Annotated in this window: 16 protein-coding genes; 3 read left to right on the top strand and 13 right to left on the bottom strand. The window is 61.5% G+C overall.

Going from position 1 to position 22,865, the window contains the following annotated elements:
• Positions 1-714 precede the first annotated feature (714 nt).
• The 4 genes from tuf to rpsL all read right to left on the bottom strand — a co-directional run bounded on the left by tuf (position 715) and on the right by rpsL (position 5,066).
• Positions 715-1,905 (bottom strand): elongation factor Tu, encoded by a 1,191-nt coding sequence (gene tuf, locus IDL90_RS06025; protein WP_187994770.1) that lies wholly within the window; start codon positions 1,903-1,905, stop codon positions 715-717.
• A 157-nt stretch (positions 1,906-2,062) separates the two neighbouring features.
• On the bottom strand, positions 2,063-4,186 hold the full coding sequence (fusA, locus tag IDL90_RS06020) for an elongation factor G (RefSeq protein ID WP_182141288.1): 2,124 nt from the start codon (positions 4,184-4,186) through the stop codon (positions 2,063-2,065).
• A gap of 35 nt (positions 4,187-4,221) precedes the next feature.
• On the bottom strand, positions 4,222-4,692 hold the full coding sequence (rpsG, locus tag IDL90_RS06015; protein ID WP_182141289.1) for a 30S ribosomal protein S7: 471 nt from the start codon (positions 4,690-4,692) through the stop codon (positions 4,222-4,224).
• On the bottom strand, positions 4,692-5,066 hold the full coding sequence (gene rpsL, locus IDL90_RS06010; protein WP_182141290.1) for a 30S ribosomal protein S12: 375 nt from the start codon (positions 5,064-5,066) through the stop codon (positions 4,692-4,694). The genes rpsG and rpsL overlap by 1 nt, the downstream gene beginning before the upstream one ends.
• A gap of 1,380 nt (positions 5,067-6,446) precedes the next feature.
• On the opposite strand from rpsL, the gene IDL90_RS06005 reads away from it, so the two are divergent.
• Positions 6,447-7,607 carry a hypothetical protein gene (locus IDL90_RS06005; protein ID WP_187994768.1) on the top strand — a complete coding sequence of 387 codons (1,161 nt, stop codon included), beginning with the start codon at positions 6,447-6,449 and terminating at the stop codon, positions 7,605-7,607.
• A 624-nt stretch (positions 7,608-8,231) separates the two neighbouring features.
• Here the strand turns inward: IDL90_RS06005 and IDL90_RS06000 are convergent.
• The 6 genes from IDL90_RS06000 to IDL90_RS05975 form a co-directional block, all read right to left on the bottom strand.
• On the bottom strand, positions 8,232-9,485 hold the full coding sequence (locus tag IDL90_RS06000) for a Gfo/Idh/MocA family protein (RefSeq protein ID WP_187994766.1): 1,254 nt from the start codon (positions 9,483-9,485) through the stop codon (positions 8,232-8,234).
• 59 nt (positions 9,486-9,544) lie between these two features.
• Positions 9,545-10,540: an ABC transporter permease gene (locus IDL90_RS05995; protein WP_187994765.1), complete on the bottom strand. Its 996-nt coding sequence runs from the start codon at positions 10,538-10,540 to the stop codon at positions 9,545-9,547.
• Positions 10,537-11,526, bottom strand: a complete 990-nt coding sequence (locus tag IDL90_RS05990) for an ABC transporter permease (RefSeq protein ID WP_187994763.1) — start codon at positions 11,524-11,526, stop codon at positions 10,537-10,539. Before IDL90_RS05990 ends, IDL90_RS05995 begins: the two co-directional genes overlap by 4 nt.
• A complete protein-coding gene (locus tag IDL90_RS05985) occupies positions 11,526-13,067 on the bottom strand; it encodes a sugar ABC transporter ATP-binding protein (protein WP_187994761.1) in 1,542 nt (513 codons plus the stop codon). The genes IDL90_RS05990 and IDL90_RS05985 overlap by 1 nt, the downstream gene beginning before the upstream one ends.
• A 62-nt stretch (positions 13,068-13,129) precedes the next feature.
• Positions 13,130-14,224 carry a substrate-binding domain-containing protein gene (locus tag IDL90_RS05980; RefSeq protein ID WP_187994759.1) on the bottom strand — a complete coding sequence of 365 codons (1,095 nt, stop codon included), beginning with the start codon at positions 14,222-14,224 and terminating at the stop codon, positions 13,130-13,132.
• 436 nt (positions 14,225-14,660) lie between these two features.
• On the bottom strand, positions 14,661-15,773 hold the full coding sequence (locus IDL90_RS05975) for an ROK family transcriptional regulator (RefSeq protein WP_187994757.1): 1,113 nt from the start codon (positions 15,771-15,773) through the stop codon (positions 14,661-14,663).
• A 577-nt stretch (positions 15,774-16,350) separates the two neighbouring features.
• Between IDL90_RS05975 and glmS the strand changes: the two genes are divergently transcribed.
• Positions 16,351-18,270, top strand: coding sequence for a glutamine--fructose-6-phosphate transaminase (isomerizing) (gene glmS, locus IDL90_RS05970; RefSeq protein ID WP_187994755.1), 1,920 nt, complete (start codon positions 16,351-16,353; stop codon positions 18,268-18,270).
• Between the two features lie 5 nt (positions 18,271-18,275).
• On the opposite strand, the gene IDL90_RS11695 is transcribed toward glmS, so the two are convergent.
• The 3 genes from IDL90_RS11695 to hisH are packed head-to-tail and all read right to left on the bottom strand — an operon-like array spanning position 18,276 to position 20,611.
• Entirely contained in the window at positions 18,276-19,148 is an 873-nt protein-coding gene (locus IDL90_RS11695; RefSeq protein WP_223175229.1) for a Fic family protein, read from the bottom strand.
• 34 nt (positions 19,149-19,182) lie between these two features.
• Positions 19,183-19,971, bottom strand: a complete 789-nt coding sequence (gene hisF / locus IDL90_RS05960; RefSeq protein ID WP_187994753.1) for an imidazole glycerol phosphate synthase subunit HisF — start codon at positions 19,969-19,971, stop codon at positions 19,183-19,185.
• Complete coding sequence (hisH, locus tag IDL90_RS05955) at positions 19,961-20,611, bottom strand: imidazole glycerol phosphate synthase subunit HisH (RefSeq protein ID WP_187994751.1); 651 nt, start codon at positions 20,609-20,611, stop codon at positions 19,961-19,963. Before hisH ends, hisF begins: the two co-directional genes overlap by 11 nt.
• Before the next feature lie 149 nt (positions 20,612-20,760).
• Between hisH and IDL90_RS05950 the strand changes: the two genes are divergently transcribed.
• Entirely contained in the window at positions 20,761-22,431 is a 1,671-nt protein-coding gene (locus IDL90_RS05950) for a CTP synthase (RefSeq protein WP_187994749.1), read from the top strand.
• Positions 22,432-22,865: the final 434 nt, after the last annotated feature.

Raw genomic sequence — 22,865 nt, 5'->3', positions numbered from 1 at the left:
GGGTAAGAGGGTCTGCCCGTGTCTGAAGCCCGGAGGTCTAAACGTCCACCAACTGCTCCGGGTAGGCGCATGCTGCGTGACACGCCCTCGCCACTCAGCGTAGAGAAGCGGTCGCGAGGGCGCTCAGGCCCCAGCCCTCTTGACTACTCAACGCAATCACCTGGTCCGTACTTGTCACGAAGGCGTCTGGGGCCGCGTAAACCACGTCGCTTGCGACCACTTGAGCTTGGCCCCATCTAGGCGCCTCGGTCCCGCGGATGTCGTATCTGGTTGCAGTTTGAATCGTTCTCCCGCCCTGCAGGGGACCGAGGAACCGTGGGGGGGACCGACAACGCGGGTGACCGCGGGGTCGGGAGAGGACCGACAACGCGGTCGGGCAGGTGGCGGTGGGCCAGCGGGCGACGGCGACTGGACGACGAAGGGACGACGACGGGACGACGACGGCGGCCGGCACACCGGACGCCTTGGTCCCCTGGAGGCACCTTGGTCCCCCGTAGGTAACAAAGGCGGCCACAAACCGCGTGGGATCACCCCTCAGAGGGACCGAGGTGCCGCTGAGGGGCCAACCACGTGAGGGAGCGGCGGGCGCCAGGGCCGCGAGCACGCACAGCGCGGGCACGCAAAAGGGCGGGACCCCTTTTGGGGATCCCGCCCTTGCTGAGCCCTAAGGCCCTAAGCAGTTGCATTGCGGTAGCTAGCCGCGTTGCGTGCTAACTACTCAACGATCTCGATGACCTTACCTGAACCAACGGTACGGCCGCCCTCGCGGATAGCGAAGCCGAGGCCAACTTCCATGGCGATGGGCTGAATCAGCTCAACGTCAATCTCGGTGGTGTCGCCAGGCATGACCATGTCGCGACCCTCAGGCAGCTGGATGATACCGGTGACGTCCGTGGTACGGAAGTAGAACTGGGGACGGTAGTTGGAGAAGAACGGCTTCTCACGGCCACCCTCAGACTTGTTGAGGATGTAAACCTGACCCTTGAACTTGGTGTGAGGCTTGATCGAACCGGGGATCGCGATAACCTGACCGCGCTCAACATCGGTACGCTTGATGCCACGAAGCAACAGACCACAGTTCTCGCCTGCCCAAGCTTCATCCATCTGCTTGTGGAACATTTCGATACCGGTAACGGTCGTCTTCTGCTCCGGGCGCAGACCCAGGATGGCAACTTCGGAGTTGATCGGCAGCTTGCCACGCTCAACACGACCGGTGACAACAGTGCCACGACCGGTGATGGTGAACACGTCCTCGATCGGCATCAGGAACGGCTTGTCCATCTCGCGCTCCGGAGTGGGAACGTACGTGTCAACCGCTTCCATGAGCTCTGCAACCTTCGCGCCCCACTCCGGATCGCCCTCAAGCGCCTTCAGTGCGGAAACCTGGATAACAGGAGCTTTATCGCCGTCGAAGCCCTGGCTGGTCAGAAGGTCACGGACCTCTTCCTCAACCAGCTCAAGCATTTCTTCGTCATCAACCATGTCGGACTTGTTCAGTGCGACGAGGATGGTGGGAACGCCAACCTGGCGTGCCAGAAGAACGTGCTCGCGGGTCTGGGCCATCGGGCCGTCAGTCGCTGCAACCACCAGGATTGCGCCGTCCATCTGGGCAGCACCGGTGATCATGTTCTTGACGTAGTCAGCGTGACCAGGGGCGTCAACGTGTGCGTAGTGACGATCCTCGGTCTGGTACTCAACGTGGGAAACGTTGATGGTGATACCGCGTTCGCGCTCTTCAGGTGCGTTGTCGACCTTGTCGAACGGGGTGAAGCTGTTCAGGTCCGGGTACTTGTCTGCCAGAACCTTGGTGATCGCTGCGGTCAGCGTCGTCTTGCCGTGGTCAACGTGACCGATGGTGCCGACATTGACGTGCGGCTTTGTACGCTCAAACTTGGCCTTCGCCACTTTTGTCCTCCTGGACTCGGGGTAGTTGATAGAAGCCTATGGCCCGAAGTAACTCTACAACGGGGGCCCGCAACTACGGGGTTTCCTATTTGATTTTGTGAGGGGAAACGCGGTTTCGGGGCGGGATGTGCCCCGAAACTACGTTTATACCCCGGGGTTACTCGCCCCGAGACTTACCGATAACTTCCTCGGCCACATTACGTGGGACCTCGGCGTAGCTATCAAACTGCATGCTGTAAACAGCGCGACCCTGGGTCTTCGAACGCAGGTCACCAACGTAACCGAACATTTCCGACAGTGGTACGAGGGCGCGTACGACGCGAACGCCTGCGGCCTCGTCCATCGACTGGATCTGCCCACGACGACTGTTGAGGTCGCCAATCACGTCACCCATGTACTCTTCGGGAGTACGAACCTCAACGTCCATAACCGGCTCCAGCAGGACGGGGCTTGCCTTCTTGGCGGCCTCGCGCATTGCCATGGTACCGGCGATCTTGAACGCCATTTCCGAAGAGTCAACGTCGTGGTAAGCACCGTCGAGCAGGGTTGCCTTGATGCCAACCAGCGGGTATCCAGCGAGGACGCCGGACTCCATGGCGGCCTGCATACCCTTGTCGACCGAGGGGATGTACTCACGCGGAACGCGGCCACCAGTGACCTTGTCCTCGAACTCGTACTCGGCCTCTGCGTTGGCTTCCATCGGCTCGATCGCGACAATGACGCGAGCGAACTGGCCGGAACCACCCGTCTGCTTCTTGTGGGTGTACTCCAGCTTTTCGACAGCCTTGCGAATGGTTTCGCGGTAGGCAACCATCGGCTTGCCGACGTTTGCCTCAACCTTGAACTCGCGACGCATGCGGTCAACGATGATGTCCAGGTGAAGTTCGCCCATACCACCGATGATGGTCTGGCCGGTCTCCGGATCCAGTTCAACGGAGAAGGTGGGATCCTCTTCCGCGAGCTTCTGGATCGCGATGCTCATCTTTTCCTGGTCGGCCTTCGACTTCGGCTCCACAGCCACGTGAATAACGGGCTTGGGGAACGTCATGGTTTCGAGGACGATCGGCTTGTCGATTGCACACAGCGTGTCACCGGTTGTGGTGTCCTTCAGACCCACAACAGCGTAAATGTGACCGGCGTGAGCGGCATCAACAGCGTTCTCCTTGTTGGAGTGCATCTGGAAGATCTTTCCAATGCGCTCCTTCTTGCCCTTGGTGGAGTTGAGAACCTGCGAACCGGTTTCAACCTTGCCCGAGTAAACACGGATGAACGTCAACTTGCCGAAGAACGGGTGAGCCGCGATCTTGAACGCCAGGGCTGAGAACGGTTCGTCCTCGTCCGGCTGGCGGACCTCGGTGTTGCCGTCCTCTTCGTAGCCGGGCTTGAAGCCCTCCATTGCGCCAACGTCCAGAGGGGAAGGCAGGAAGTCAACGACGGCGTCGAGGACGGGCTGCACACCCATGTTGCGAAGGGCGGTACCACAGTAAACCGGGAACGCTTCACCCGAGATGGTCAGGGCGCGGACGCCCTCCTTGATCTGCTCGTTTGTCAGTTCAAGGTTCTCAAGGTAAGCATCCATGAGCTCCTCGGAGCCCTCAGCTGCGGCTTCCATGAGCTTCTCACGGTACTCTTCGGCCTTGGCCTGCAGGTCGGCGGGGATATCGCCCTCGACCACAAGCGCACCAAGGGTTGCGTTGCCGTCCTCGTCCTTCGCGGGGAAGGTGAGGCCACGCATGGTGATGAGGTCGACGACGCCGCTGAAATCACTTTCAGCGCCAATCGGCAACTCCATGACGATCGGCTTCGCGCCGAGACGATCAATGATCGTCTTCACCGAGTAGTAGAAATCCGCACCAAGCTTGTCCATCTTGTTGATGAAGCAAATGCGCGGAACGTTGTACTTGTCAGCCTGACGCCACACGGTTTCGGACTGCGGTTCAACGCCTTCCTTACCATCGAAAACGGCGACGGCGCCGTCGAGGACGCGCAGTGAGCGCTCGACCTCGACCGTGAAGTCAACGTGACCGGGAGTGTCGATGACGTTGATCTGGTAACCCTTCCAGAACGTTGTCACAGCGGCAGAAGTGATCGTGATGCCACGTTCCTTCTCCTGCTCCATCCAGTCGGTGGTGGCGGCGCCGTCATGCGACTCGCCAATCTTGTAGTTGATACCCGTGTAGAACAAAACGCGTTCCGTCACGGTGGTCTTGCCGGCGTCGATGTGAGCCATGATGCCGATGTTGCGGACCTTGTTGAGGTCGGTCAACACTTCAAGTGCCACGAGTAATCCTTACTTGTGTTAGTCGAACCCTGCGACTACCAGCGGTAGTGCGCGAAGGCGCGGTTAGATTCGGCCATCTTGTGCATGTCTTCGCGACGCTTCACAGCAGCGCCAAGACCATTCGAAGCGTCCATGATTTCGTTTGCGAGACGCTCAGTCATTGTCTTCTCGCGACGCTTGCGTGAGAAGTCAACCAGCCAGCGCAGGGCCAGCGTGGTTGCGCGGGAGGGGCGAACCTCAACCGGGACCTGGTAGGTTGCGCCACCAACACGGCGGGAACGAACCTCAAGGGCGGGGCGGATGTTGTCGAGGGCGCGCTTCAGCACGACGACTGGATCCTGATCGGTCTTCTCTGCGACGGTTTCGAGGGCGCCGTAAACGATCGCCTCGGCGATGGACTTCTTGCCATCCAGAAGGATGCGGTTGACCAGCTGGGAAACCAGCTTTGAGCCGTAAACCGGATCGTCAACCAGGGGACGCTTGGGGACTGGACCCTTACGTGGCATTACTTCTTCTCCTTCTTCGCGCCGTAGCGGGAACGAGCCTGCTTGCGGTCGCGGACACCCTGGGTGTCAAGCGCGCCGCGGACGATGCGGTAGCGAACGCCAGGGAGGTCCTTGACGCGGCCGCCACGGACCAGGACCATCGAGTGCTCCTGGAGGTTGTGGCCTTCGCCGGGAATGTAAGCGGAAACTTCCATGCCGCTGGAGAGGCGCACACGGGCGACCTTACGCAGCGCCGAGTTCGGCTTCTTAGGGGTTGTGGTGTAAACGCGGGTGCATACGCCGCGACGCTGAGGGGAACCCTTCAGCGCGGGGGTGCTGGCCTTCCGCGGCTTGGGCTTGCGGCCCTTGCGGACCAACTGTTGAATTGTTGGCACTACTGCTCCGTCTCTTCTGTTGCAGGCCGTGCGTTTTCAGGTGCGCGACCCATTTCGGTTTTTGGTCGACTTAGCTGATCCCCTGCGCACACACCACCGCCAGGGGCCGGTGTGCCATGACTGAAACCTGGATCTGGGATCCTGGCCAGGAGGATGACACCCGGAGCTCCGACGGAACTGGAGCCCGCTGCTGCACGCTGCCCCACCCCCAAAAGAGGGAGGATCTGGCCCTGAGGCCGGTGCAGGCTGGGAACCCGACAAATCGAGTACCGGGAAACAGCGTAGTTGCGCGGGTAAGTCTGGGTCAATGTGGAGGTGTGTGCGATGGGACGCAGTGGGCCGCGGGGCGGGCTCTCCCACGGTCCCCCGCTGCCGATGCCACCGACGCCAGCACTCCCATACCCGCCAACCCCCGCACCCACGCCGCCGTACCCCCTCGGTCCCCCGGAAGCGCCTCGGTCCCCCGCAGGGCGATTCTGCGACCAAATCCGCCCTCGTACCCAACCTCCAGGGGACCAACCAACCCCGTGGGGACCAACCACGACGGCCACCACAGAGAGCCACAACCGCCGCAGCATGCCCCCGACGAAGAAGTAGAGCCTGGGGCCACCCGCGCAAACTGCGCGGAGTCGAACCCGGGGGACGACCAGATCACGCGTCGGTACCGCAAGCGACGCCGCTGGCAGCGGTTCACCTCCAACGAGCGCGCTACCCCGTGCCCTCATGCCGCACCTGCCCACGGCCCCCCGGAAGCGCCTCGGTCCCCCGCAGGGCGATTCTGCAGCCAAATTCGCCCTCGTACCCAACCTCCAGGGGACCAACCGACCCCGAAGGGGCCGCCGGTAGCGGAGGGGAGCGGAGAGGAGCCGGACCACAACGTCAGGCGAGCGGAGGGGAGCCGGACCACAACGTCAGGCGAGCGGAGCACGGCGGTACCCGTGGGGACGGGCACAACACAGCCCCACACTCAACTCGGAGCATGGGGCTGGTTTCGGCTCACCCCGCAAACGGGGTGTGCAACTCGGCCGCCTAGAGCGGCACGCCAATCTTCTTCAGGGCGTCACGCACCGGCTGGAACTGGATGGCAACAACCGCGCCACCAGCAAGAAGACCTAGACAGAAAATGGATTTGATGAACTTCTTCATGGCACTACCTCATTCTTAGAAAGTCCGCTTGAAGCCCCCGTTTGGGGCCGCGTACATGATCTCTAACCCCATAAATAGTAGTACGGATCACGGTCTGGGGCACGGACTCCGCCCAGCGCGTACAGAACCCACTAGTCCCCGGAAGCGGTTTCCCCAGGACGGCCACCCCGGCGTTATCCCCAGATTGGTGATGCTGAAGTTTCCAGCCCGCACTGCTTCAAGCAAAGTGTTGGTATGGAGATTCGACACTCAGACCTGGTGGTTACGTCCTCGACGAACCGCGTGTCGACGGCGCGCGCTCTCCGCAATGGATTTGTCCAGATCGGGCATTGCACCCATTTGAGTCAGCGCAAATTGCACGCCTCTGAGAAGCCGTGGGTGACTCGGCAGAGGGTCGCGGAAGCGCGGATTCTCACGGTTCAGCACCTGATTTCTACCCGCGCCCGCAACGCCGCCGAGGACGGTGACTTTGTCTTTAGCGGGGAATCCGCCCTCGTCATCCTTGGTTTACAACCGTGGTGGAACAATCCCGATGTCGTGGTTCGTCGGGTCCGGCGGTCCGGACACAAGTGCGTGTTACCAGCGGTTCCCGTCCACAACGCGAGGGTCCCTGAGGTGCGGTTGGTGCAGATTCGGCACAAGACCAAACAGTTGCGGGGTAGTGGGGAGACTTCCTTCGGGCATCGCCTCGCCGCTCAGGGTGTGGAGGTTGACCCTTACGAAACCGGGGTTCACTCGGGCATTCGGATCGCGCCGGCGCACCTGATTGTGTTTGACTTGTGTCGGCTACTCCACCCTCTTCAGGCGTTTCACAATGTCTCGTTGCTACTGCGGCATCTTGCGCGGTGGGATAGCCGCGACTTGGCCGGGTCGCGACAACGGGTGCAGATTGTCAGGCAGGCTCTACGTCAGGACTTGGATACTTTGGGCGCCGTTCCAAGGATTCGCAGGACGAGGGCGCTCTTGGCCAGCGCCGATGGCGGCCTTGAGTCTCCGGCTGAGTCCATAGTGCTGTGGTCGTTGCGATCCATCGTGAAGAAGTCCGCGAGCGTCCTCACCCAGGTGCCGGTCACGGCGGGGAAGCAGAATTTCCGCATAGACATTGGGGTTCCAACCGCCAAACTGGCGATCGAGGTGACCGGCAGGGGCAAGTTCGGGGAGTCCTCGACCTCGGCCTACGGGGTTGCCGACAGGTTTGTAGCGAGGCAACAGATGCTGGAGGCGGCGGACTGGCGGGTCATCAACATCACCTACGACCAGGCGAAGAAGCTGACACCCCTGATGGACTGGCTGCGCAAACTGCTGTCGCAGCACGGAATTGTCACGGGGGTGCCCGACCCGTTGATGTGGGCGGAGGCGTCACCGCTCTTACTGGCGAAGTCGCGCCGGTACTGACGGCAGGCAAGCAGGCTGCGGGAGAGGTCGCCCTGTTGAAGTCTGTGTTGGCAGGCTCGCGCAGAGATCCGCGGAGGTTCGCCGAAGTTCGCCTGTGATCCCGCCGTAGTTGCGGGGTGGTCTCGCGGAAGTTCCTAGGTGGTCTCGCGGCCGTTTACGCTGGTCCACAGTGCGATGCACCCCGCAGAAGAAAGCATGTGTGCCCACGCTCGTGCTCCCCGTCCTTAGCAAACCGTCTGACGCCGATACCCCTTCTCTCGAGTGTCGGTCCGCCATTGATCCGCCGCCGCGGGGCCTCAACGCCCTCATCAGGGCCCTAAACCACCTTCTACCTGAGCTTTAGGCGAGCCCTTGGGGCCCATCGCAAGTCGTCGGTCGGCGCCCCCACCCGCAAGCTGGCAAGCGTCCGACGCGCCATCAGCTCCGGCAGACGCCCGACAGCCGCGGCACGTCCTCTACCAAACGGACAGCCTCGGTCCCCTACGGGCTCCTCGGAGCTGGTGAGGGCGAGAAACCCCACCAAATCGACCTCGAACACAACCTGCAGGGGACCAAGGCACCCTAGGGGGACCGACCAGCAACGCAGCGTCCGGGCCACCGGTGGACACTACCTATCCGTCTCGTCTACCCACGCGGGTTCCACTCCCCCTTGGCAACGGCAGGGACGAACTCCTCGAGGTCGAGGGGCCAGGTGATGGTGCAGCCCTGTTCGGCTGACTTGTAGGCCGCCATCAACATTTCGATGACTTCGAGGCCGGATTCTAGACCCTCTAGCGGCTGCTCACCCTGGAGGAACATGGTGGTGAGGTGGGAGTTCTCGCCCGTGTAACCGTAGGAGACGGCCTCGTCTGAAAGCAGGGGCATCAAGCCCTGTTCGGCGTTCTGCTTCTCGATCATGTCCTCGCCCTCGGCCTGCTGCAGGTTCCGGGAAAGGAAGAGCTTGGATTCGGTGGAGAGGGTGTCGTTCTCCATGGAGTACTCCGGCCCCAGTAGCTCGAATGACAGCCTGAGACCGGCACCGACAAACGACCAGGAGGTGGTGGCTTCTACGACAACAGGTTCGCCATCACCGTTGATGAACTCGAAGACGGCGTGAGCGTAATCTTCAGACGGGGTCTTGGTGTAATCCACGACGCCCTCGTAGTTATCTTGCAACCACTTGGCGTACTCGGGACGACCGAACTTCAGGGAGGCGATGGTGGCCGTCACCGACACTGGCGTCAGCCATTCGGAGAGGCGAGTGCCGGGAGGGGTAAGAAGGAAGCGGCCCGCCTCCACAGAGTGACACATCATGTCGTTTAGGACACCCCCGCCCTCTGTCGCCCCATTCCAGAACCAGGTGTTGTGAGGACCCGAATGTTCCTCGGCGGCACGTGCCAGATAAGGAGAGCCGGACCCGGCGGCTCCTCGTGCCCAAATGATCTCGCGTGAACGCACCAGACCCGGAGCATAAACCTGGTTCTCCAGGTAACCGTGAAGGAGTCCAGCGCCCTGGACCATCTCCAAAACCTCCCGCGCTTCGGCCACATTGCGCCCCAGAGGCTTCTCGATAGCAAGAGCCTTGAGTTCTGCGCGACCCGAAATCACCTCATCCGTAATCGCCCTGATGACCTCAACCCTTGTGAAGTTGGGCGTCAACACCCAAATCGCTTCAACCCGGGGGTCCCGCACCAACTCGACGATCTCGTCGTAGGCGGTCACGCCAGAGCCGACGCCAAGCGCCTCCGCCTTCGCGGCTAGGTCAGCTGCGCGCTCAAGGCGACGGGAGCACACCGCCACGATGTCACCATCACGCACTCCACGGAATGAGTCAACGTGGAAGTTCCCAATGAACCCCGCGCCGAGTATCCCGACACCCAGTGTCCTACGTTCTGCCATGAAAAATCAGTCCTTTCAGGAATTGCCCGCGCGCGAGCCACGCGGAACTACAAAATCACCTACGCACGCAGCTTCCGCTGCCTGCCGTAAACTGCAAGTAGAAGGATGAGAACAACACCGTTGATAATGATTCGTCCCGACTCCGGCATATTGATGGTGGTGAGGAATGAGGACAGCACCGTCAGCAGGACGGCGCCGATGGCGGAGCCAACGTAGCCGCCGATGCCCCCGGCCACCAGGGTTCCACCAATCACCACCGCTGCCACCGACGGCAAAGTCAGGTTGTCGGCCAGGTTCAGGAAGACGGTCTCCGTATACCCCAACAGCATCAAACCACCCACCACTGCGAAGAGTCCTGAGAGAACATAGGACAGCAGAACCGTCCTCATCACCGGGATGCCTGAGAGTCGAGCGGCCGTGCGGTTCGCTCCCACGGCAAAGATGTTCCACCCGGTCCAAGTTCTTCGCAGGAAGATCGTCACGAGGATGGTGGCGATGACCCAAAGGTAGAGGACCCCCGGGATGTTGAACAACCAGCGCCCGTTGACGAGGGCGGTTAGAGCCGGAGCACTTCGCCCTCCCGCAACACCGCCGGTGTAAGCAAGGATGAGCCCGGTAACCACGCCGGACATGCCCAGCGTCATCACGAAGGGGGGAATTCGCAGGAGCAAGATGCCAAGGCCATTGAAGAAGCCAATCGTGCAACCGACCGCAAGCGGAATCAGGATCCCTAAGACTAGGTTGTCGTTGGAACCCTCCATGATTTTCGAGGCGACAATCGCCCCCAGGGTCGCCACCTTCCCCACTGAAAGGTCGATACCGTCGCCACCCGAAAGGATCACTATGGTCTGTCCGATGGCGATAAACCCTAGAAAAGACGCGACCCGCAGCATCGCGAGAATCTGGTTGTAAGACCCGAAGCCGGGGGAAACGATTTGCCCCACGACGATCAGGAGTACCGTGATGATGAGGGCGATGAGGACAGGGTTTTTCAGGAAACCGAGACTGCGTTCCCGGGCCAGTTCCTCAACTGGAGTGTCGATTGCGGTACTCATGCTTTTCCCCTCTTAGTCGTCATCACGGAAAGAGCCAGCGCCACGATGATGATGAGGCCGGATGCCAGGGCCCGGTAGGTCGTCGGGACGTTCAAGAAGAAGAGGATGTTGGAGGAGATCGCCAAAATCAGCGCACCTGCGACAGCCCCAAACGGTGATCCACGTCCACCGGACAGGGCAATACCACCGAGGACGACGGCGGCAATGGAGTCCAGCGCCATGTTGGCGCCAATGAACGGGTCGCCGGATCCGGTATTCGCGAGGACGGTCAACGCGGCGATGCCAATGAACATCGATGCAAACACGAAGCTGCGGAACGTGACCGAAGTCACCGGCACCAGTGAGGCGTAGGCGGCTTCACGGTTACCACCGACGGCGTAGAGCTGGCGCGTGTAGCGCGTCCTCGACAGCGCCCACCACGCCAGCATGCCGAGGGCGACCAGCAGGATGGGCACCGGTATTGCCACAACGGCCATGCGGTAGGCGGAAACCATGGAAGCTGGGACCGCCCCACCCGGGGTTGGCAACACCACCAGGGCAAGGCCGGCGAAGACGGATGAGGTCGCGAAGGTCGCGATCAGCGGTTGCAGGCGGATCACCGCGACGATAAAGCCATTGAGGGCGCCGCAGGCGGCACCGGTTACCAGCGCGGTAATGACTCCCAGCCAGATTCGCGAGTCCTGGCCGTCCATTACCCTCAGAGTCACGACGCCAATGAAAGCCACCTGCGCCCCCAAAGAGAGGTCGATGCCGCCGCCGATGATGACTATGGCCTGGGCAATTGCCGCGAAGACCAACGGGGCGAAGGTCGCGAAGTTGCTGGTCAGGGAGTACTGAGTAAAGAAGGTGGGTTGCAGCGCGGCGTTGATGACCACCGCCAGGATGAGCAGCGCGAGGGTGACGGCGTAGTTGAGGCGGAAGTTGAACCGCTTGGTCCACGACCCATCGCGAAGGACGTCCATCAGGCCGGTCTTTGTTTCGGTCATTAGTTCCCTCCCTTGGTTCCAGCGGAATCCGCTGTACCGACAAGCAGTGCGGCTGAGACCAGGTTGTCCTGGGTGACTTCGGAACCACTCAAAACCGTGACGACCTCGCCCTCATACAACACGAAAACGCGGTCGCACAGGGCCACCAGTTCCTGGTCATCGCTGGAGTTGAGGATGACCGTGACCCCCGTTGCCGCCAGGGTGCGGATAATTTCGTAGATCTCAGCCTTCGCACCGACGTCAACGCCCTTGGTGGGATCGTCGAGGAGGACGACACGCGGGTCGTTCATCAGCCACTTGCCGAGGACGATCTTCTGCTGGTTACCACCGGAGAGGGTGGAGACAGCGTCGCGTAGGTTGCCGATCTTGATTTGGAGGCGATCGACTTCGGCGCCAGCCGCCTGCTTTTCGCGGCCCATGTTGATGAACCACTTGGCTACAAGACGTTTGCGTCCGCTAATGATGGAGAGGTTCTCGAGGATGGGGCGCGTCATCAGCAGACCCTGGCTGCCGCGATCCCCGGGGACGAGGGCGACGCCAGCGGAGATTCCCCCGCGGGGGCGGCGGTAGTTCTGGGTTTCACCGGCGATCTTGACCTCACCCGAGGTCTTGGGGATATCACCGAAGAGGACATGCAGTAGTTCCGACTGGCCCTGACCCTGCAGACCACCGAGTCCAACTACCTCACCTTTTCGGGCGTCCAGGTTGATCCCCCGAAGGTTGGCGGAGTGAAGGTTGCGGGTCTCCAGCTGTACCTCTTCGCGGAGGACGGCGCGCTGGGTCTGTTCGGTCTTCTCTGTTTCATCCTCGACCAGGTCGCCAACCATGAGACGAACAAGGCGGGCTTCTGACATGTCTTGCATATCAACGGTGGCAACAGTCTTGCCGTTGCGTAGGATCGTCGCCTTCTGGCAGATTTGGCGTACCTCTTCAAGGCGGTGCGAAACGAAAACCACCGCTACGCCCTCGTCAACCAGCTGGCGCACCCTGGAGAAGACCAGTTCGACCTGGTCTCGGCGCAGGGAGGCGGTTGCTTCATCGAGGACGAGGATGCGGGGACGGCGGCCCACGGCCTTGGCGATCTCTACCAGCTGCTGCGATCCGGGTGAGAGGTCCCCAACTTCGGTGTTCAGGGTAATGCCGTCATCCATTCCCGGAAGAAAATGGGCAAGGGCATCTTCCGCGTATTGGCGTGACCTCTTTTGGTCGACGAATCCGGCGCGGGAAATCTCGGTGCCGAGGGACAAGTTGTCGGCAATGCTCAACTCGGGAACCAGCGACAACTGCTGGTACACAGAGGCGACGTGATGACGGTGAGCATCGATGGGTCGCGTGATCCGCACCGGCTCGCCAGCAATAGAGATTGTCGCCTGGTCGGGATTAACAGTGCCTGACAGCACCTTGTTTAGGGTTGACTTGCCGGAGCCGTTGGCGCCCAGCAACCCGTGTACCTCCCCCGCATTGACCTGCAGGCTGGCACCCTGAAGAGCCCGAACGCCACCAAAGCGTTTGGAAACATCTTCCATGACGAGGTAAGGCATTGAGAGTCTGCCCCTTTGCTGATGGTGGGGTGGGCCGGAGGTACCGACCCACCCCGGGTTGGTTACTTGAAGTACGCCATGACCTGGTCGGCGGTGAGGATCGAGTCCAGAACATAGGTGTCTGGCTCGTCTTTGACCGGCTCCCAGTACTCAGCAAAGTTGGCGTCGGTGATGGTCGGATCCAGGGGAAGGATGATGGAGTGACCGTCCTCTGCTAGCTTCGATTCATCCAGTTCGAGACCCTGTAGCTGGTTGACAGCGAAATGCAGGGCCGTGGCACCTGTACCCGGAGGGTTGATGACGCCAGCGGTCTTGAAGCCGGTGTCAAGCAGGTCGTTCCACATGCGCATGAAGCCAACCCGCGCCTCACCCGTGGTGATGACCGAATCAGTCTTGCCAGCGGCCTCAATGGCTTTCAGCGTTCCTTGTGCCATGCCGTCGTAGGTCCAGATACCAGCAATATCGGGGTAGGTGGCAAGAAGGTCGGTGGCGACTGTCTGACCAGTGGTCTGGTCCCAGCCACCGTCCCCACGGGTAAGAACTTCGATGCCTGCGGCCTCGAAGATCGGCTCCGCACCGGCCCAGCGAGCTTCGGTTGCCGGGTTGCCCGCGGCACCCTCTACAGTGACAATCTTGGCACCATCCCCTACGGCCTCAGCGAACCAGGTGGCCGAAGCAGCCCCCAGATCCTGCTGCGAAATACCGATGTTGAGGACTTCCTGTGTCTCCACAGCCTGGTCAATGGCGTAGACCTTGATGCCCTGACCGATGGCTTCCTTGAACACCGCGTCTAGGGCGGTAGCTGAGTTGGGGTCGATGATGATGGCGTCGACGCCCTTGTTGATAAGGTTGCGAACCTGCTGGATCTGACCGTTCACGTCCGCGTCCGCGTTCTCCATTACCAGTTCATCTAAAATGCCCTGTTCCTGGTACTCATTGAACACATCCTCAATGGCGGCAATCATCTGCGTGCGGTATTCGGAACCCACAAAGGCGTTGGAAATGCCGATGGTGAAAGGGCCCGCACTTTCAGTGGCTTCGCCACTCTCCGTGCTTTCAGGGGAGTCGGTTCCTGCGGGGGTAGGTGACGAACATGCAGCAGCCAGGGTGAGTCCGGCTACGGCAGCGACGGCTACGAGTGTCTTCCTTAGCTTCACTTTGGTCCTCCTTTGGACTTTGAACTGTGCCCCTACGGGACACTGTGCGATTCGCATTCTTCGGAATGCTCACCGGTGTGGCTGAGCCCCCACGGCAATGTGGGCTTCGCCAGATTCAGTCGGGGAACTGAACCTCGACTGCAGCTGAACAAACATGCAGACCATGACCTGTATTAAGGGTTATTTTTGATCCGCAAATAAGGTCTTGAGGTCACACTACACGAGGTATGGGTCACACGTCTGCACCCCGATGACGGTTTTCAGATGAATTGCGTCCCAAAACGGCACAAACATGCAGCTCACAGCCAAGATCACAAGTTTGTTACCTTTTGCTTGCGGGTTGCGCGCCCAGGTTGCGCACTAGTTTCTGGTCGGGAGCGGCGTGGATTGGGAGCCATAGCTCACCAGACGTCGGAAACCGCACCGGGGGTGTCAGCTACTCGGAGAGGACGGCCGCGAGCCCTCCGGACCGACGTAGACCGTACATCCCAGCTCCCACCAACTTACCCTCATCACCTAGCGATGCCGTTGCAAGTTCCGGCTCATGTACGACGTTCCCCCGCAGTCTCTCCTCGATCATAGGGATGAGCAGATCCGACCAGCGTTCGAAGAGTCCGCCAAATACAACAATGTCGGGAGCAATCATCGCGCACACGTTCACCAAATGGAACGCGTAGTCATCGGCAACTGATTCAACCATGGCGACAGCTTCTTCGTCACCCTCTTCAGCGGCACTGAACACAGCATCGGCACTCTCTACTTCGGGAGAAACGACGCGAGCATTGATTGCCCGCTGTAGGAGTCCGTGTTCTCCGAGCTCCGCCTCGAGATGTCCAAATCCATGGCGCTGATGCTTCAAACCAGAGACATCTCTCAGCATGCGGCCAAACTGCCCCGCAGCACCGTGGTTGCCTCGCCACAGTCGGCCGTCCTCGACAATCCCGGCGCCGACGCCCTCGTACACAGCCATCGCGACAAGCGTTTTGTGTCCGGGATCGTCAAGATTCAAGTACTCGGCGAGTGCAATTAGGTTCACGTCATTTTCAACGACGACCGGGGCATTCGTTGCCCCTCGCAAAGAAGCACCAACGGGTTGGTTGTACCAGTCCAAAGCCGGAGCCATCAGCACCACTCCGTCGTCGTCGACCGGACCGGGTACGGACACTCCGATAGCCGCTATCCTCTTGCCCTCTCTGGTATCCCACTCGGCAACCACCGCCACCAAGAGGTCTAGTTTCTCTTGCGGATCGGTCCCCAATATCGGAACTCGATCTCGTTCGATTTCGCAGCCATCCAAGTCCAGTAGTGCAACCTCGATCGCACCTTCCCAAATGTCGAGTGCCAAGATCGTCCTCGCCTCTGGGCAAAACCTGACCAGCATCGACGGCCGTCCACCTGTCGCACCGTTGCTTCCCGCCTCACTCACCAGTCCTTGCGCCATTAGGGAGGACGTGAGCCTGTTGACGGTTGCGGGGGCCATGCGGGTAAGCCGAGCAATCTCCACACGAGAAAGGGGGCCCACATCGATGAGGCACTCTAGTATGCGCATGCGATTGTGCTGCGCAACCTCGGGAGAGGCCGTTCTGGGAGCGCAGGCTAGTTCCCGCTTGAGCACGCGCATCACCTCGCTCTTCGAACCTGGCTGCCGCCTGTTTCGCCATTGTAGGTCAAACGGAGGCGACCCTGAGTTGCGGTGCGGGTCAAGATTCCCGCACGTCGGCCTGGACTCGCAACCCAGGCTCTCAACCCAGGCTCTCAACCCAGACTCTCAACCCAGACTCTCCTCAGACGGACAGCCTCTGTCCCCCGCAGGCTCCTCGGAGCTGCCGAGGGCGAAAAACCCTACCAAATCGACCTCGAACACCACCTGCAAGGGACCAAGGCGCCCCACGGGGACCAACCGGCAACGACACGGCCAGGTCGGTGCCGGAGCGGGGCGGTGTGGCGAGGCAGGACTGCGGCGGCGTGCGGCCACGGTCAGGTCGGGGCGGGATGCTGCGAAGCAGGACTGCGGCGGGGTTCAGCCGCGGCAGTCCGGCACCGGTGCAGGACAGTGTTGCGGGCGCCGGCTAACACCCCGCCGCGCCTCTTTGCACCAACCGCCATGATGGTGGTTACATAAACCCATGTGCGGAATAGTCGGATGCGTCGGAAAAGCCCCCACCCAACAGCCAGAAGAGGTCGTCCTAGCCGGCCTCGCCCGACTGGAATACCGGGGTTACGACTCCGCCGGCATCGCCCTCAACAGCCCCGACCGCAGCGTCCCCACCGTCATCAAGAGAACCGGAAAGCTCTCGAAACTGAGGGACGCACTCGCGAAAAACCCTCCCGCCCCGGCCACCGCCGCCATCGGCCACACCCGCTGGGCGACCCACGGCGAACCCTCGGAAGCCAATGCCCACCCGCACGTCTCGACGGATGGTCGCATCGCACTCGTCCACAACGGGATCATCGAGAACGCGCCCGCCCTCGCGCAGGCTCTACGCGCCGAAGGGCAGGTCTTCGTCTCGGATACTGACACGGAGGTGGTTGCACATTTGCTCGGCCGCGCCGTGGTGGATCCCAAACTAGAACCCTGGTCAGGCACCCTTTCTGGAGTCGAGGGCGACGAGGAGTCCCAAGTCCGCCTCCTCCTCTCCGCCATGCTCAACGTGACCCGCCAACTGGTCGGGAGCTACACGCTGCTCGCCACCTGCGCGGGAGCCCCACACACCATCGTTGCGGCCCGGCGTTCCTCCCCACTGGTGGTTGGTGTGGGCGAGGGCGCCAACTACCTCGGCTCTGACGCGTTGGCCTTCGCGGACTTCACGACCTCCGCCCTCGAAATCGACCAGGACCAGGTCGTCGCCGTGACCCCAACCGCGGTCACCGTCCTCGACCGCGACGGCAACCCGGTACAACCCAAGGAGCTCAACGTCGACTTCCTCCGGGACCGCGCGTCGAAGGGAAACTGGGCGACCTTCATGGAGAAGGAGATCCACGAGCAACCCCGCTCCATCTTCGACACCCTTGCCGGCCGGACGGACTCTGACGGTCACCTAACCCTGGACGAGGTGCGTATTTCCGAGGACGTCCTGCGTCGCGCCGACAAGATGATCATCGTCGCCTGCGGCACCGCCGCCTACGCGGGGCAGGTTGCGCGCTACGCGATTGAACACTGGTGCCGCATTCCGGTCGAGGTCGAACTGGCCCACGAGTTCCGCTACCGCGACCCCGTCGTCAGCGAAAAGACGCTGGTCGTAGCTGTTTCCCAGTCGGGGGAGACCATGGACACGATCATGGCGATCCGACACGCGCGGAACCAGGGCGCCAAGGTGATCGCCATTGTCAACACTCCCGGGTCGACGATCGCGCGCGAGTCCGACGCAGTTCTCCTCACCCACGCCGGCCCGGAAATCGCCGTTGCCTCCACCAAAGCCTTCACCGCGCAGATCACCGCGACCTACATTCTGGGGCTCTACCTGGCGCAGGTTCGCGGCAACAAGTACATAGATGAAATCCAGGGCTACCTGGAAGAACTGGCGCAAATCCCCGACAAGATGCAGGGAGTTCTCAACAATGGGGAGTATGTGCGGCAGGTGGCCTCGACCATGACCGACGAGACCTCAGTCATCTACCTGGGCCGCGGCGTCGGCTACCCGGTAGCGATGGAAGGAGCGCTGAAACTCAAGGAAATCGCCTACATCCACGCCGAGGGCTTCGCCGCCGGGGAACTCAAGCACGGGCCGATCGCCCTCATCGAAGAAGGCACGCCCATATTCGTCATTGTCCCCACGCCGCGCAGGCCCGAGTTGCACCGCAAGACGGTCTCAAGTATCCAGCAGGTCAAGGCCCGTGGCGCCCGCACACTGGTGGTTGCGGAAGAGGGCGATACCTCGGTGGATGCCTTCGCGGACGTGGTGTTCCGGGTGCCACCAGCGCCGACCCTGTTCTTGCCTCTCCTGCAGGTGATACCCCTGCAGGAGTTCGCCTGTGCCCTTGCCTCCGCGAAAGGTCTAGACGTGGACCAGCCCCGCAACCTGGCGAAGTCGGTGACGGTCGAGTAGTGGGTTCAAATCCCCACCACCCCCACATAGCGCGCCAACGCCGTTGGGTCCCGATTCAAGTCGTACTCGCGGAGTAAGCGGATGTACTCCCGCTTGTCGACATTCCAGTCATAAAGGTAGAACTCGCCGGACCCGGGTGTCTCCACCGGGCCACCGACTCCCTGCACATCCATCTGAGCTGCCAGATAAACCAAGTCCGCAAAGAGCCTGGTGGAACGCCCATTCCCATCCGTGAAAGGGTGGATGCGCACGCAGTCAGCATGCACGGCAATCCCCAGCTCACGCGCAGTCCAATCATCGGTGTTGCGGTAGCGCCACAGCATGTTGTCGAGGGACGCCCGCAACTCAGGTGTTATCAGCCACGGATCGATCCCTATGCTCACCTCATGCTGACGTGTCGCCCCTGCCCACGCCCATACGGAGCAGTAGAGGTCTTTGTGTAACCCACGCAAGAAGAAGTCGACTAGGACGTCATCAAGCAGCAAATCGCCCGCATCTATTCTGATAAGAAGGCGTTCCGCGTTGTCTGCCTCCAGCTCTTGTTCTAGGTCATAGACGTCAGCTCGCATCACCGGCTCGCCAAGTGAGGCTCGCGCTTGCGACAGCAACGCATCAAGCTCATCGAATGGCAGTGGGGTGGAGCCGTATCCCGGATTCATGCCCGCTAGAACTACGGGGTCTTGCGCGGGAGAGCTGTTCGGAGCGTGCTCATCGAGCCCGTCCTCGTTGCCGATGCGTGAGTGGAGGTACCGATCGCTCTTCAAAGTGCGATGGAAACCAGATGGAATATCCCTCTCTTCAAGGTGTGCGGACTGCACGGTTGATCGCCGAGCAGCCTTGTAAATAGCCTGATCCGCCAAGGACCGTTCTTTCACCACTCCCTCCCCTTCTCTTCGCGTACCTCCTAAACGGTTACGCCACCAGCGGCCGCACGTTCGCCCCAGCCGCCAACAGTTCCGCCTTCAACTCTGGCACGGAGACGTTGCGGTTTCGCGGCGAATACAACATCGAAGAGATAATGGCCGCCGACGCCCCTACGTCGAACCCATCCATGATGTGCTGCGCTGTCCCCGCCCCTCCCGAGGCAATCACCGGCACCGTCACCGCGCGAGCAATTTGCCCCGTTAGGTCCAGTTCGTAGCCACGCCCCGTCCCGTCGCGGTCGATGCTGTTGACGACGATTTCACCAGCTCCCAACTCTTCGGCCCTGCGAGCCCATTCAATCGCGTCCATCCCCGTGAAAACCCTGGCACCGTCAATAGCGACCTCATACCCACTGGGAATCTCCGCGCTGCGACCGACCCACTTCGCCTGCAGACTCACGACGATGCATTGCACCCCAAATTCGCTGGCACCACGCGTGATCAGCGCGGGGTCACGCACGGCCATGGAGTCGATACTGATCTTCTCTGCCCCTGCCGCCAGAACCGCGTGCATGTCGTCGAGACTGCGAATCCCCCCACCAACAGTCAGCGGCACAAAGATATTCTTCGCAACCTCAGCAACCGTCGCGATATCCGCCCGACGCTTTTCGGCACTGGCCATGATGTCGTAGAAGACGATCTCATCAATCTGCTCCTGGTAGAGCCTGCCGGCCAACTGTGCGGGGTCGCCGACATCGATGTTGTCCTCAAACTGCAATGCCTTCGTGACGCGGCCATCCTTTACGTCAAAGCAGGCTACAAGCCGGTTAGTCAACATTGAGACCCCCTACGCCCATCGAAGTTACGAACTGCCGAAGAACTGCCAGCCCGGTTTGCCCGCTCTTTTCAACGTGGAACTGCGTGGCCAGAATGTTGTCACGCCCCACAACGGACGCGAACGGCTCCCCGTAGTCAGTGACGCCGAGGACGGTCCCCTCATCCGCTGGTCGCGCAAAGTACGAGTTCACGAAATAGACGTATCCGCCCTCGCCAAACATGGTTTGGAAGAGCTGGGGGTTCGCGGCAGTTCCCGAAGCCGACACGGAGTTCCACCCCATGTGCGGGACCGTCAGCGCCCTCGAATCAAACTTCTCTACAGTTCCGGGAAGCCAGCCCAGACACTCCACATCGCCCTCGGCACTGCGGTCAAAGAGGACCTGCAGACCGACGCAGACACCCAAAAACGGCACGCCCTCGCCCACCACCACGTCGTTGAGGTACGAAATCCACCCCTGCTCCGCAAGCGAGTCCATCGTCACCCCCGCCGCCCCGACACCGGGCAGAACAAAATGCGTCACGCCCTCGGCATCCCGAGGCGTAACCACCAACCTGTTAGGGACTTCCACGCGGTCGAGGGCGTACGAGAAACTACGCGAGTTTCCCGTCCGATAGTCAATGATCCCAACCAGAGGTGACATGGGCTTCCTTCCGTCGCTGTGCCGACTAGAAAACGGTATACCGACCCTCCGACATCTGCCGTTGCCCGACTAGAACGTGGACGAGGGCGCCCCTCCAGAATCCGATCGCATCTGGGAGGATGGGGCTTCGGGGCTTACAATTGGGGTCCATGGCAAAGAGCGCAGAGCAGGAAAACAAGTCCGATTCCCCTAGGCACATTTTCATCACTGGTGGCGTCGTTTCGTCGCTGGGCAAGGGCCTAACGGCCTCCTCGCTGGGGATGCTCCTCAAAGCGCGAGGGGTCACGGTGGCGGTGCAGAAGCTCGACCCCTACATCAACGTCGATCCCGGCACGATGAACCCCTTCCAGCACGGCGAGGTGTTTGTGACGGAGGACGGGGCGGAAACCGACCTCGACATCGGGCATTACGAGCGTTTCCTGGACGAACCGCTCTCCGGTGGCGCGAACGTCACCACCGGGCAGGTCTACGCGTCGGTGATTGCGCGGGAGCGGCGCGGCGAGTACCTGGGCGATACCGTGCAGGTCATCCCGCATATCACGGACGAAATCATGCGACGAATGAGGGCGCAGGCGCACCCGACCGACGGGTCGCCGGTTCCGGACGTCATCATCACGGAGATTGGCGGGACGGTGGGCGACATCGAGTCGACGCCGTTTCTCGAGGCCGCCCGGCAAATCCACGCCGAACTGGGGCGCGACCGATGCCTCTTTATACACGTGTCGCTGCTGGCCTACCTGAAGGTCGCGAACGAGCTGAAGACCAAGCCGACGCAGCACTCTGTGACAGCACTGCGAGGACTGGGGATCCAACCGGACGTGCTGGTGTTGCGCTCGGAGATTGAGGTGCCCGATTCGGTGCGGCGGAAGATTTCGGTGATGTGTGGGGTGGCGCGGGATGCGGTGGTGATCTGCCCGGACGCGAAGAGCCTCTACCTGGTCCCGAAGATCCTCCATAGCGAGGGACTAGACACCCTGGTGGCAGAGCGTTTGCACCTCAAGTTGGAAGAGGCCGATTGGTCGGCATGGGATGAGCTTCTCGCCAGGGTGACGGAGCCTCAACACTCGGTCGAGGTCGCCATCGTTGGCAAGTACATCGACCTGCCTGACGCGTACCTGTCGGTGATTGAAGCGCTGCGAGCAGGGGGCTTTGCCAACAACGCACGGGTGAGTATTCGCTGGGTTGCGGCCGACACCTGCGCCGATGATGGGCAAGCAGCTCAGGCGCTTGAAGGGGTCGACGCAGTGGTGGTTCCCGGAGGCTTTGGGGTGCGGGGTATCGAGGGGAAGATTGCCGCGCTCAAGTGGGCTCGGGAGAACCGTGTCCCCACCCTGGGGCTGTGCCTAGGCATGCAGTCCATGGTGATCGAGGCGGCGCAGAATCTCGCTGGTCTGCCAGGTGCGTCCTCGACCGAATTCGATCCGAACTGCGCGGATCCCGTGATCACGACGATGGCTTCTCAGGAGGAGATCGTCAGTGGTGAGGGCGACGTGGGGGGCACGATGCGGCTGGGGGCTTTCCCGGCTGTGCTGGAGCCCGAGTCTTTGGTGGCGAGGACGTACGGCGCGACTTCGGTGTCGGAGCGGCACCGCCATCGCTACGAGGTGAACCCCGCGTACCGGCAGATCCTCAGCGATGTGGGCTTGAAGGTAAGCGGGACCTCGCCGGACGGGGAGTTGGTGGAGTTCGTGGAGTTGGACCAGAGCCTGCACCCGTACTACGTCGCAACGCAGGCGCACCCGGAGTTCAAGTCGAGGCCGACCAGACCACATCCGCTGTTTGCAGGGCTGATCGGGGCTGCGTTGGAGGCACGGGGCTAGCTGCGGCAGCCGGTTGCCCGGCAGTTTCCCGCGCCTCGGTCCCCAAGCGGCGCCTCGGTCCCCAACAGTTGATCCCTTCTCGGTCCCCCAGCGGCACCTTGGTCCCCCGGAAGTGCAATCCCGACCCCAAAACAGCCGACTTTTCGCCCTCCGGGGGACCGAGGAACCTACGGGGGACCGACCACGTGGGTTCGAGGACGGCCGGACCCCGCGGTCGTCCGAGTGCCAGACGGACGAAAGTGGTGACCGCAGGAAAAGCCAGGCCGCCGGTAGAGTCAGGGCTGCGGAAAAGCCAGGCCGCCGGGAGGCGTAAACCCGGATGACTTGGAAGGGCGGCTGCAGGTATGGGAAAGCCCCGCGAGTCCTGAGATTCCGCGGGGCTTTCGTTGACACTGATGGTGAACGCCAGGTCGGGCCTGCCGGGCGAGGCCGGG

The organism is Schaalia sp. JY-X159, from assembly GCF_014525425.1.
GTDB lineage: Bacteria > Actinomycetota > Actinomycetes > Actinomycetales > Actinomycetaceae > Scrofimicrobium.
This window is presented reverse-complemented; position numbering and strand designations above follow the sequence as displayed.